Origin of the sequence: Corynebacterium sp. HMSC034H07 (assembly GCF_001815175.1) — a bacterium.
Classification (GTDB): Bacteria; Actinomycetota; Actinomycetes; order Mycobacteriales; family Mycobacteriaceae; genus Corynebacterium; species Corynebacterium hiratae.
On the sequence record NZ_KV819520.1, the window covers coordinates 1 to 12,685 of the forward strand.

A 12,685-nucleotide genomic window follows, 5' to 3' on the forward strand; every position below is an offset into this window, starting at 1 on the left:
CCCGAACTCCAAGCCAAACAAGCCGTCTAAGCCGATCGTTCCTGGTCCGTCCTGGCCGATTGATCCGAACAAGCCGGGTGAGGATGGCAAGGGCAAGGACTCCGATAATGATGGTCTGACTGACGATCAGGAGAAGGAGCTTGGCACCGATCCGAACAATGCTGACACCGATGGTGATGGCATCAAGGATGGTGACGAGGTTACTGGTTCCAAGAACCCGTTCGATAAGGACGGCAACAAGGTTAAGCCGGGTGAGAAGGGTGCTCCGACGGATCCGACTAAGGCTGATACCGATGGTGACGGCACCAATGATGGTGATGAGGTCACTGGCTCCAAGAACAACGGTAAGCCGACCGATCCGAATGACCCGAACTCCAAGCCGGGCAAGGTGGATAAGCCAGGTACGCCGGATGGTTCCGCCGATTGGGCTGGTTCTTCCAACCTGTCTGAGCGTTGCATCAACACCGGCCTTGGTATCGGTATCCCGCTGCTGTTCCTGATTCCGGTTGGTCTGGCTTCCCAGATGAACATTCCGGGTCTGTCGGAGTTTGTTGCTCCGATTAACAAGCAGATTCAGGATCTGAACACCCGTCTGCAGCAGCAGGCTGGTCTGTTCAACGGCCCGTTGGCTGACCAGGTCAATGGCATCAATGCTCAGCTGAAGCGCTTCGGTGCTGATTACCAGCAGGCTGCTGGTGCTGTGGCTCTGATTGCTGCTGGTGCTTTGGCTATCGGCCTGTTGGCTGATGCTTGTGCACCGGGTGCTGGCGAGGGTTCCTCCAACTAAGAGAACCGTAGGATGTGTCTCCTTTAACAACACCGCTAAGGGAGGAGCGTTAACCTCCCACCCAACCTGAGAGTTGATGGAGTAGGGCATTGCTGCCGGGGCATAAGACTCCGGTAGCAACCCCTAGTTCTCAACTTGCTTGTATTTGTTTGATACTTTTGTTTATTTGATATTTCCGAAATACATTTAGTTATTTCATTAAGTCTTGGGTCTCCACCGAAGCTTTTCCTTTCCTTAAGCTGCGTGTGTGGAGGCTCATGGCCACTGGCATCTTTGCCGGTGTGCAAGTACCCCGTCGCGTAGGTCAGAGGACGCGGCGGGGTACATTTTTGTGTTTTGATGTGATTCGCCGTCGTCTTCTGATGAAATCGCCTTAGTCTTCGTTTGTCGCGGCTTTTGTTGCCATGCTGGGTATGCTTTCTAAAGCTCGTGCCACTGCTTGAGGCGTTCAAGCAGGATGCGGTCGGAATCCACCTTGGCCTCGCGGTTGGCTGCGATTGTGCCGCCCATCATTGTTTTCCAGGAGGAGCCGATGAGTTGGTCGATGCTCTCGTGAAAGAGGTGGCCGGCGTCTTTGTAGATGTGGGGCTCAAGGTTCTGGTTTTGTGCGGCTAGAGCTTCCGCGGCAACGTCGCCTTGCCACATGGCGTCCTCGGTGCCGGCGAACAGAAGGCCGTTGCCTTGGAAGTTGCTCAGGTCGATGACAGACTCGGGGCTGGCTGCAGCAGCGTCGGCCTCATAGCCGGCGCGGTAGGACACGGGCAGACCAAGCGCGAAGCGGAGCATAACCTTGCCCATTTCTTTTCCTTGTAATTTCGCAAAAGGAACGGGCTCACCGTGCCAGGAGAAACTACTCGTGGAGCCGCTGCCGCGCTGGTAAGTCAGACTGCCGTAAGTGTGGTGCGCAGGCGTGTAGAGAACGATGTTGTCGATCTGCGGGTAGCGGGCGGCGAGATTGCCAGTAAGCTCCGCGCCCTTGGACGTACCGATAACAGTCAGCGGTCTGCTGCCGTTGCCGTGCTCCTCAGCGTAGGCGAGGACCTCGTCAAAGAACTCGAGTGGGACCCCGTCGATGAATTCCTTTTGCCCGGGCTTGCCAAAGAAGTACAAGGCGAGCACATCGTACCCGGCGTCACGTAGCATTCGTGCCTGTTCCACGTTGGCACCGCCGTCCGAGCCGCCGAATACGATGACGGTGCCTGGATGTGTCTGTATGGATTGTTGTTCCTGTCCGGTGGCTAGCGGCGTGAGGTGGAAGCCCTTCATGTAGCGGCCGTCAATTCTTGAAACGCCCTCTTCTTTGAGGATGCGATCATCGCCACCTGCTGGTGGTTTGGGGGCAGCAAAACGCCTGGAGTTGATGGAGCGGATTACACAGACACCGGCGGCGGGAACAGCGATGCACACAAGAGGTATGCCGATTGCTTTGGAGATGACTTTGATTGCGGGCATAGAGGGACGAGATCCTTTGTGATTGGCTTTCACTCCAGTTTACTGATGCTTTTGGTTGGTGAAATGTTGTCCGCTGGCTTGATGGAGTGCTGGTGGCATGGGGGAGTAGTGAGGCTGCAGTGTGCTCTTAATGGTCCGGCTTGCTAAGATGTCAGTGCTTTTGAGCGTGCTGAGCCGGTTCTTATTAGTGCTGGCGGCTGTACATAAAACAACAAATTAAACATCGTCACGGGTGCTTCCTCGTTCACACTGTGTTCTGCCTTTGAGGCTGCGTATGGGTGTCTCCGGAGGAGGCTGAGATGCCGCAGCGCAGCGGCGAACCGTCGAACCTGATCCGGATAATGCCGGCGAAAGGGAGGAATCATGAACTCTGTATCTCATGGTGGATCTGTTAATGGCGCAACTGCGAATGGCGCTGCTGCGCCGCGCAGTTTGAATTGGCGCGTCGTCGACATCGTGGTGGCCTCCGTGCTGGGTGTGGCGTGTGGAATCGTGTTCCTAGCGTGGAACACGGTGGGCTATGCCTGGTTCCAGGCCATGGATGCGCTCACGCCAGGCCTGGGTGGCATTGCCACCGGCATTTGGCTTCTTGGTGGTGTCGTTGGCGGTTTGATTATCCGTAAGCCGGGTGCCGCACTCTACGTGGAGCTGCTGGCGGCCATCGTGTCGGCGGTGCTGGGCTCCCAGTGGGGTATTAGTACGTTGTACTCCGGCATCGCGCAGGGCATTGGTGTGGAGATTGTGCTGGCCATCTTCCTCTACCGTCGCTTTAGCCTGGGCATTGCGATGCTCGGCGGCATGGCAGCGGGCTGGGGTGCGTTTGTGCTGGAGCTGTTTACCTCCGGAAACCTGGGCAAGACCCTGCAGTTCAACATCATCTACCTCGTCACGCTGAGCATCTCCGGCGCCATTCTGGCAGGAGCCGTGGGCTACATCGTGGTCAATGCGCTGGCGAAGACCGGTGCGCTGGACCGTTTTGCGGTCGGCCGCGAACAGCACAGTGCTTAAGCAAACGTTGCTTGTTGTGCGTTGCTTGCTGTGGATGCTTGTTGATTGTTGATGCTGAGCATTGACTGGTAGCTGAAGTAATGGCTGTTGCAAGGTGGCTGGTGGCTGATTCTGATGGCTGATGTGGGTTCGGTAGAAGATATGTCCGCGGGCGCGACGAAGCTTGTCGCACGCGGCTATGGCTGGACGCATGCGGGGAGGCGTGCGCCGGCGCTGGCGGATATTGACTTGGTTATATCACCGGGGGAGAAGGTCCTGCTGTGCGGAGATTCCGGGTCCGGGAAGTCCACGCTGCTGGCGGCCATTGCGGGCGTGTTGGGCGGCGATGACGAGGGCACCCGGGTGGGGGAAATCCTGCTGGAGGATGCCTCTGGTCACATCGAGCCGCCCGGCCGGACGATTCCGGTGGGCTTGGTGCTGCAGGACCCAGACTCCCAGGTGATTGCCGCGCGCGTGGGCGATGACGTTGCCTTTGGTTGTGAGAATTTGGCCTATCCGCGCTCTGAGATTTGGCAGCGGGTGTCGGCGGCGCTGGAGATGGTGGGGCCGTATGTCGATTTGTCGTTTCCCACGGAGCGTCTGTCCGGCGGGCAGAAGCAACGCTTGGCTTTGGCGGGTGTGATTGCCATGGGCGCGGGCATGGTGTTGCTCGATGAGCCGACGGCGAACCTCGACCCGGAGGGCGCGCGCGAGGTTATTGAGGCCGTGTCCACCATGGTGGAGCGCACCGGGGCCACCCTGATCGTGGTGGAACACCAGCACGCGGCGTGGAGGGGTGTGCTTGACCGTGCGATTGAGCTGAAGGATGGGCGCATCGTCGCCGACGGTCCCGTGGAGGCTGTTGTTGCTTCGCGCTCTATCAGCGGTTTGCCGCGGGCGCGGGATGCTGGCGGGACGTCGCCAAGCAGCACTGGAAGAGCACCCGAATCGGCGGCGCTGTGGAGCACGGACCTGGTCACCCGTTTCGGGCCGCCGCGCAGCTACGCGCTGCCCCGGGGGATGTCCACGGTGATTACCGGGCCGAATGGTGCGGGCAAGACCACGTGGCTGATGACGGTGGCGGGGTTGCTTCCAGCAGTGGCCGGGGAGATTGGTGTGGCAGAGTACGTGCGGCGGGGGCTGAAAGGCTCGCCGGCGACGTGGAAGTCCCGGGAATTGGCGGACCGCATTGGCTTCGTCTTCCAGAATCCCGAGCACCAATTCGTCGCCCGCACGGTGGCAGAGGAGCTGCGCGTGGCACCCCGTGTCATGCACCGCGAGGTGCCGGAGGGGCGCATCGCGGAGCTCGTGGAGGCACTACGCCTGGGGCATGTGCTCAACGCCAATCCGTTTACGCTCTCCGGAGGGGAGAAGCGCCGGTTGTCGGTGGCCACTGCGTTGGTCACGGCGCCGGAGGTGCTGCTTCTCGACGAACCCACCTTCGGCCAAGACCCCCACACCTTCACCGAGTTGGTGTGGTTGCTGCGGCGCATGGCGGATGAGGGGACGACGATTGCGTCGGTGACCCACGATCCGTTGTTCATCTCCGCATTGGGTGACCACCGAGTGGAGGTGAGCCGTGGCTGAGACAACTACGTCGTCGGCGAACGCAGACGGCGCTGGTCGCGCCGATCGTGCTGGCCGTGCAGGTTTACTGCACGGCGTGAACCCGCTGACCCGAATTTTCCTCATGTTCGTGTGGGTGAGCCCGCTGTTGCTCTCCGTGGATTGGGTCTCTGCGGCAGTGTCCTTGGCCATGACTTTAGTTTTTGCGCCCCTGTGCGGGGTGTCGTGGCCGCGCCTGTTTAAAGCTGGCTGGTTCCTTTTTCTTATCGCTCCGTTGTCCGGCATTTCGATGCTGCTTTACGGCGCACCGGGCGGGCGGGAGTACTTCAGCTGGTGGCTGATCACGGTTACGGACAACTCGATGGAGCTGGCCATCGCCATTACGATGCGCGTGCTGGCGGTGGCGCTGCCCATGGTGGTGCTGGCGCGGGATATTGACCCGACGGAGTTGGGCGACGCCCTCTCGCAGATCCTCAAGCTACCTTCCCGCTTCGTCATCGGTGCGGTGGCCGGGGTGCGCATGATGACGTTGTTCAAATCCGATTGGCAGTACCTGGCCATGGCGCGGCGCGCGCGTGGGCTGACCGACGAGGGCCGCATCAAGCACCTCATCACCATGTCCTTCGGGCTCTTGGTGCTAGCCCTGCGGCGCGGGGGCAAGCTGGCCACGGCGATGGAGGCGCGCGGTTTCGGGCGAACCCCACCGGGCGGTGGGCAACGCACATGGGCGCGGCCGTCCCGCCTTGCCAGCAGAGACTGGCTGGTGATGGTGGTGGGAACGGGCCTTGCGGCGCTTCCGGTGGTAGTTTCGGTTCTCAGTGGGTCCTGGAGATTCTTCGGACTCTAGGACGACTCTCTCAAAGCTGCACGCTAGACGTACCCAGAAGTGGTGAAGAAATACATGCAGGACGCGGACCGCACGGCCGACCAGGACAGCGGTAAGGACACTGCCCAGACGCACGCCGCCGAGATGGATCGGCTCTTGGCCGATGTGGTGGCGCTCGCTGCGTCGCGCAAGCGCCCGATGCGCCCGGTCACCGTGCTTATCGACGGCCCCTCGGGCGCCGGCAAGACCTGGGCTTCTGCAGCGCTGGCTGAGCGTACCGGGTGGCGGGTAGTCCACCTTGACGAGTTCTACCCCGGCTGGCATGGGCTGCAAGAGGGTTCAGAGATGGTTTCAGAGCAAGTGCTGCGGGAGAATAACCCGGGCTATTGGCGTTGGGACTGGGAAGCCAATGCACCGAAGGATTGGGCGAGCCTGGATGAGCGCGACGATCTGATTGTCGAAGGCGTGGGTTCTGTCACCGAGGCAACCGTGGCCGCCGCCAAAGAGCGCGGCTCCGTGGTGACGGTCCGTATCGACGGGCCACGCGAGAAGCGTCGCGAGCGTGCCCTAGAGCGCGACCCCGGCTATGAAGAGTGGTTTGAAACCTGGGAGAGGCAGGAACAAGAACACTTCTCCGAGCGCGCGGTGGAGGCGGACCTGACCTGGGAGTGGCGCTAGCGGTTGGGGATTTGGGCAGATCAAAGGGGTGGTGGTAGTCTGTCCAAGGTTTCATCTTTATAGGAGATGAAAAGTCTGATCGGTATCTCAACCATCCGCTGGGAGAGATTCGTTCTGGACATGCGGAAGGGCCCCGGAGAAGAGCCCCTATTTTTGCATGTTTGGACGTGTGAAAGCGGTCAGTTCAAGCCGAAGTCATAGAGAAAGACTAGATTTATGCCAACTATTCAGCAGCTGGTCCGCAAGGGCCGCCACGACAAGAAGGCCAAGGTTGCTACGGCCGCCCTGAAGGGCTCCCCGCAGCGCCGTGGCGTGTGCACCCGCGTGTACACCACCACCCCGAAGAAGCCGAACTCGGCTCTGCGTAAGGTTGCCCGTGTGCGCCTGACCTCCGGTATCGAGGTTTCCGCCTACATTCCGGGCGAGGGCCACAACCTGCAGGAGCACTCCATGGTGCTCGTCCGCGGTGGTCGTGTGAAGGACCTCCCGGGTGTTCGCTACAAGATTATCCGCGGCGCACTGGATACCCAGGGCGTGAAGGACCGTAAGCAGGCTCGTTCCCGCTACGGCGCAAAGAAGGGACAGTAATCAACAATGCGTAAGAATGCTGCACCGAAGCGTCCTGTAGTTAAGGACCCGGTTTACAACTCCGAGCAGGTCACCATGCTCGTGAACAAGATCCTGCGTGACGGCAAGAAGTCCACCGCTGAGCGCATTGTGTACGGCGCTCTCGAGGTCTGCCGTGAGAAGACCGGTACCGACCCGGTCGGCACCCTGGAGAAGGCCCTGGGCAACATCCGCCCGGACCTCGAGGTTCGCTCCCGTCGTGTGGGCGGCGCTACCTACCAGGTTCCGGTTGAGGTTAAGCCGGCACGTGCCAACACCCTGGCTCTGCGTTGGCTGGTTACCTTTACCCGTCAGCGTCGTGAGAACTCCATGATCGAGCGTCTCGCAAACGAGATCCTCGATGCATCCAACGGCCTGGGTGCTTCCGTGAAGCGCCGTGAGGATACTCACAAGATGGCTGAGGCCAACCGCGCCTTCGCTCACTACCGCTGGTAATCCCTCCGGTATAACCCGCCACATGGCATCATGGCTCGAACAGCGATATCATCGTTTACCTGCGCTGACACTGCGTGTTCTCGCTCCCCTTGGCGGAGCGCTCCACGCTAAACAGTGCGGAACCTAAACTTGAATAGCGTTGTTCGGGCCATTTTTATGGCGTGGGCTCCACGTCTCACGCTGACGTAGAAGCCCAGACGTGGCAAAATAGACCAAGACCTATCCATGAAGACGTCACCTATGTTTCGTCAGTGCATAACTGGCGTCGGCGTCGACGACAATTAAGTTGGGGTATTAACTGTGGCACAAGAAGTGCTTAAGGATCTGAACAAGGTCCGCAACATCGGCATCATGGCGCACATCGATGCGGGTAAGACCACTACCACCGAGCGCATCCTCTTCTACACCGGTATTAACCGTAAGGTCGGTGAGACCCACGATGGTGGCGCCACCACTGACTGGATGGAGCAGGAGAAGGAGCGCGGCATCACCATTACGTCCGCTGCTGTGACCTGTTTCTGGAACAACAACCAGATTAACATCATTGACACCCCGGGCCACGTGGACTTCACCGTTGAGGTTGAGCGCTCCCTGCGTGTTCTCGACGGCGCTGTTGCTGTCTTCGACGGCAAGGAAGGTGTGGAGCCGCAGTCCGAGCAGGTGTGGCGCCAGGCTGCTAAGTACGACGTCCCTCGTATCTGCTTCGTCAACAAGATGGACAAGATGGGCGCGGACTTCTACTTCACCGTCCAGACCATCATTGATCGCCTCGGCGCTAAGCCGTTGGTCATGCAGCTGCCGATCGGTGCTGAAGATGACTTCGATGGCGTCGTCGACCTGATCAACATGAAGGCGCTGACCTGGCGCGGCAAGGTAGAAACCGGAACCGAAGCCACTATCGAGGAGATCCCTGCCGAGTTGCAGGAGAAGGCTGAAGAGTACCGCGAGAAGCTGCTCGAGACCGTCGCTGAGTCCGACGAAGAGCTCATGGAGAAGTACTTCGGCGGCGAAGAGCTGACCATTGAGGAAATCAAGGGCGCTATCCGCAAGCTGACCGTGAGCTCCGAGATCTACCCGGTCCTCTGCGGTACCGCTTACCGCAACAAGGGTGTCCAGCCGCTGCTCGACGCTATTGTTGACTACCTCCCGAACCCGCTGGACATCGGCGAGGTCAACGGCACCTCCCTCGACGGTGAGGAGACCCTGACTCGTAAGCCTTCCGTCCAGGAGCCGTTCTCCGCACTGGCCTTCAAGATTGCCGTGCACCCGTTCTTCGGCAAGCTCACCTACGTGCGTGTCTACTCCGGCCAGGCTATCCCGGGCGAGCAGATGCTCAACTCCACCAAGAACAAGAAGGAGCGCGTGGGCAAGCTCTTCCAGATGCACGCGAACAAGGAGAACCCGGTCGAGCACGCCGACGCCGGTAACATCTACGCGTTCATCGGCCTGAAGGAAACCACCACCGGTGACACCCTGTGTAACCCGGACAACCCGATCATCCTTGAGTCCATGGACTTCCCGGATCCGGTTATCCAGGTTGCTATTGAGCCGAAGACCAAGGCTGACCAGGAGAAGCTGGGTACCGCTATCCAGAAGCTCGCTGAAGAGGACCCGACCTTCACCGTTCACCTCGACGAGGAGTCCGGCCAGACCGTTATCGGCGGTATGGGCGAGCTGCACCTCGACGTTCTGGTTGACCGCATGAAGCGCGAGTTCAAGGTTGAGGCCAACATCGGTAACCCGCAGGTTGCTTACCGCGAGACCATCCGCAAGAAGGTCGAGTCCCTGGAATACACCCACAAGAAGCAGACCGGTGGTTCTGGCCAGTTCGCAAAGGTTATCGTCACCATCGAGCCGTACAACCCGGAGCCGGAAGAGCTGGAAGAGGGCGAGTCCGCAACCTACAAGTTCGAGAACTCCGTCACCGGTGGCCGCGTTCCGAAGGAGTACATCCCGTCCGTCGACGCTGGTATCCAGGACGCCATGCAGTACGGCTTCGTCGCTGGCTTCCCGCTGGTGAACATCAAGGCCACCCTCGAGGATGGCGCTTACCACGACGTTGACTCCTCTGAGATGGCCTTCAAGCTCGCCGGCTCCCAGGTCCTTAAGGAGGCCGTCGCTAAGGCTAAGCCGGTTCTGCTGGAGCCGATCATGGCCGTTGAGGTTGTGACCCCGGAGGAGTACATGGGTACCGTCAACGGTGACATCTCCTCCCGTCGTGGCCAGGTCTTCGCTATGGAAGACCGCTCCGGCGCCAAGGTCGTCAAGGCTAAGGTTCCGCTGTCCGAGATGTTCGGCTACATCGGTGACCTGCGTTCTTCCACCGCTGGCCGTGCAAACTTCACCATGGTCTTCGACTCCTACGCTGAGGTTCCGTCCTCCGTGGCACAGGAGATCATCGAGGAGCGCACCGGCGCCAAGGCCTAACTTTTAGGCCCCTGCCGCAAAGGCGTACATGCGGGGCTGGTAGTCTTCGCCAGTGGAAGACCAGTTCCGCGCCTTGGGGTAGCGGTCGGCTGAGCGCACACGCTTGATGTGGGTTGAGCCGGCCGTTACCCTCCCAGGATCCGTTAATTTGATTCTTGTCGAGGGTCAACGTCCGCACGTGTTGGGCGGGGTTACCTCCTATTTAGGCAGTTTGAAAAAACTGCGGCATAAATCTAGGATCGTGTAACTGGCACGTAAGAAAGCGTCATTAGCGCTTATGAGCTTCGGCTCGAAGTGCCAATGGCAATACAAACCACGTGGCTGCGAAATACGTAGCCGCCATAGAGTCCAGGAGGACAAACAGTGGCAAAGGAGAAGTTCGAGCGTACGAAGCCGCATGTGAACATCGGCACCATCGGACACGTCGACCACGGCAAGACCACCACCACCGCAGCGATCACCAAGGTTCTGGCTGACGCTTACCCGGAGGAGAACACCGCTTTCGCCTTCGACATGATCGATAAGGCTCCTGAGGAGAAGGAGCGCGGTATTACCATCAACATCTCCCACGTTGAGTACTCCACCCCGAAGCGCCACTACGCACACGTGGACGCCCCGGGCCACGCCGACTACATCAAGAACATGATTACCGGTGCTGCTCAGATGGACGGCGCTATCCTGGTTGTTGCTGCAACCGATGGCCCGATGCCGCAGACCCGCGAGCACGTTCTGCTGGCTCGCCAGGTTGGCGTTCCGTACATCCTCGTTGCACTGAACAAGTGTGACATGGTTGACGATGAGGAAATCATCGAGCTCGTCGAGATGGAGATCCGTGAGCTGCTCGCTGAGCAGGACTACGATGAGGAAGCTCCGATCGTTCACATTTCCGCTCTGAAGGCTCTTGAGGGCGACGAGAAGTGGGTACAGTCTGTTATCGACCTGATGCAGGCTTGCGATGACTCCATCCCGGATCCGGTCCGCGAGCTGGACAAGCCGTTCCTGATGCCGATTGAGGACATCTTCACCATTACCGGCCGCGGTACCGTTGTTACCGGCCGTGTTGAGCGTGGCTCCCTGAACGTCAACGAGGACATCGAGATCATCGGCATCAAGGAGAAGTCGATGTCCACCACCGTTACCGGTATCGAGATGTTCCGCAAGATGATGGACTACACCGAGGCTGGCGACAACTGTGGTCTGCTTCTGCGTGGTACCAAGCGTGAAGAGGTTGAGCGTGGCCAGGTTTGCATCAAGCCGGGCGCTTACACCCCGCACACCAAGTTCGAGGGTTCCGTCTACGTCCTGAAGAAGGAAGAGGGCGGCCGCCACACCCCGTTCATGGACAACTACCGTCCGCAGTTCTACTTCCGCACCACCGACGTTACCGGCGTCGTCAAGCTGCCTGAGGGCACCGAGATGGTTATGCCGGGCGACAACGTTGAGATGTCCGTAGAGCTCATCCAGCCGGTCGCTATGGACGAGGGCCTGCGCTTCGCTATCCGCGAGGGCTCCCGTACCGTCGGCGCTGGCCGCGTTACCAAGATCCTGGGCTAATTCTTGCTAGGGCCTAAGGCCCTTCCTGATTTAGCAGGTCTGTGAGCCGCTCAATCCCTGATGGGGTTGGGCGGCTTTGGTGATCGTGGGCCTACTAGGCTTGAGAGTTATGTTCGACCCAACCCGCATTGACCGCACCCTCGCCGCACTGCGCGCCGCGTGGGAAGGCCAACCGGACCTTCCCCTGGGAACCCTGTTTGGCATGTTGGCGGCGGAGGGCTACGGCTGGGGCGTGCCTGACGACGAACTCAGCGCGCGGCTGGAGGCGATGGCGGCTGTGCATCCCCCGCTTGTGCCTCTCGACGTCAATCTCGTCACCGAGGGCCTCTGGCTCGTCGTTACGCCCACACACCGCGTGACACTAGCCCCTACGACTGCGGCCCCTCGCAATGTGGAGCAGAGCCGACAGGCGGAGTCTGTGGCGGTGGTGAGACCGATATCCAAGGACGGGCAGCGTGGCCAGCCGGTGGCGTGGACAGTGTCAGCCCTCCGGCCCGTTGGGCCAGGACGACCGCTCGTGATTGCCGATGCCGAAGGCTTCGAGCATCGGTTTGGTGTCGTTGAATCCGTTACGCGGTTGCGAGAAGACCATCGCAACCTGACCGGTCTTAAGCGGCGCAGCGTGGGGGACCGAGTGTGGTTCATCCGTACCGATTCCGAAACCATCATCCTTGACCATGGCCTCCACATCGTGGAGCGCAAGAACCGGGCGCTTATCCGTACCGACTTCTCGTGGCACACCATCGAGGCCGGGGAAATCGGGGAACCGTTTCGCGTCCACCTTTCCCGGGGCACGCTGCACACCTTTGGGCGTATCCAGGAGGTCATTCTCGCTGAATCCGCGCCTTGGAACGAGTCCGCCTCGCCTTACTAGCGTGGCCCTGTTCAGCGCGCCGAAATCCTCGCGACGCTCGTAACCCGCTAGGTCTTCTGCACTTCTCGAGCAGATAGCCGCTAGCACGCTGTTCCGCGTTTTAGATCGCCGATGTGCCCACTGAACTGTGAGGTTAACGCTTGAATCGTTGCGTGGGTTCGCCAAGTTCCCTGTCACCCTGGCTGTGGTTGCCAGGTCTCGTTCTTTAAGGGCTTAAGGATCCTGCCGTGGCTGCCCCTGTTGTATCCGGCGTCGAGTGAAGCGCAACTTGGGATCGCCGATATGCCCGTCAGCATGGCCTTGTCTGACGGGTTCTTCTATCGGGAGCGCCTTTGTTGCAGGTTACCGGCGCTTTTACTCTTTTGCGTTTGGTGTTGGGGTGTTAGCTGCTGTCGGGTGGTCGGTCCGGTGGCTGGGCTGGCGCTGTGGTTGCTTTTTCGGCGTTGAGTCTGGCTAGTGCTTCTTGGTATTC

10 protein-coding genes, 1 pseudogene and 1 riboswitch are annotated in these 12,685 nt (G+C 59.9%); of the genes and pseudogenes, 10 read left to right on the plus strand and 1 reads right to left on the minus strand.

The window, feature by feature from the left end:
- Positions 1–787, plus strand: a pseudogene (locus HMPREF3009_RS04455) (hypothetical protein); the annotation flags it as partial.
- Between the two features lie 420 nt (positions 788–1,207).
- Here the strand turns inward: HMPREF3009_RS04455 and HMPREF3009_RS04460 are convergent.
- Positions 1,208–2,239 carry an acyl-CoA thioester hydrolase/BAAT C-terminal domain-containing protein gene (locus HMPREF3009_RS04460; protein WP_070517777.1) on the minus strand — a complete coding sequence of 344 codons (1,032 nt, stop codon included), beginning with the start codon at positions 2,237–2,239 and terminating at the stop codon, positions 1,208–1,210.
- Positions 2,240–2,503: 264 nt separating this feature from the next.
- Positions 2,504–2,615, plus strand: a riboswitch (TPP riboswitch).
- On the opposite strand from HMPREF3009_RS04460, the gene HMPREF3009_RS04465 reads away from it, so the two are divergent.
- From HMPREF3009_RS04465 to HMPREF3009_RS04505, 9 genes are all read left to right on the plus strand, one after another.
- Positions 2,603–3,247: an ECF transporter S component gene (locus HMPREF3009_RS04465; RefSeq protein WP_070511301.1), complete on the plus strand. Its 645-nt coding sequence runs from the start codon at positions 2,603–2,605 to the stop codon at positions 3,245–3,247. (Overlaps the previous riboswitch by 13 nt.)
- A 114-nt stretch (positions 3,248–3,361) precedes the next feature.
- Positions 3,362–4,813 (plus strand): ABC transporter ATP-binding protein, encoded by a 1,452-nt coding sequence (locus HMPREF3009_RS04470; protein WP_070517776.1) that lies wholly within the window; start codon positions 3,362–3,364, stop codon positions 4,811–4,813.
- A gap of 103 nt (positions 4,814–4,916) precedes the next feature.
- Complete coding sequence (locus HMPREF3009_RS04475; protein ID WP_049157369.1) at positions 4,917–5,639, plus strand: energy-coupling factor transporter transmembrane component T family protein; 723 nt, start codon at positions 4,917–4,919, stop codon at positions 5,637–5,639.
- A 54-nt stretch (positions 5,640–5,693) separates the two neighbouring features.
- Entirely contained in the window at positions 5,694–6,296 is a 603-nt protein-coding gene (locus HMPREF3009_RS04480; protein WP_049157363.1) for a nucleoside/nucleotide kinase family protein, read from the plus strand.
- A gap of 216 nt (positions 6,297–6,512) precedes the next feature.
- Positions 6,513–6,884, plus strand: coding sequence for a 30S ribosomal protein S12 (gene rpsL / locus HMPREF3009_RS04485; RefSeq protein WP_005286791.1), 372 nt, complete (start codon positions 6,513–6,515; stop codon positions 6,882–6,884).
- 6 nt (positions 6,885–6,890) lie between these two features.
- A complete protein-coding gene (gene rpsG / locus HMPREF3009_RS04490) occupies positions 6,891–7,358 on the plus strand; it encodes a 30S ribosomal protein S7 (protein WP_046648491.1) in 468 nt (155 codons plus the stop codon).
- A 300-nt stretch (positions 7,359–7,658) separates the two neighbouring features.
- Positions 7,659–9,785: an elongation factor G gene (gene fusA / locus HMPREF3009_RS04495; protein WP_046648490.1), complete on the plus strand. Its 2,127-nt coding sequence runs from the start codon at positions 7,659–7,661 to the stop codon at positions 9,783–9,785.
- Between the two features lie 363 nt (positions 9,786–10,148).
- Positions 10,149–11,339, plus strand: a complete 1,191-nt coding sequence (gene tuf, locus HMPREF3009_RS04500) for an elongation factor Tu (RefSeq protein ID WP_046648489.1) — start codon at positions 10,149–10,151, stop codon at positions 11,337–11,339.
- Between the two features lie 109 nt (positions 11,340–11,448).
- Complete coding sequence (locus HMPREF3009_RS04505) at positions 11,449–12,213, plus strand: hypothetical protein (protein WP_070680293.1); 765 nt, start codon at positions 11,449–11,451, stop codon at positions 12,211–12,213.
- Positions 12,214–12,685: the final 472 nt, after the last annotated feature.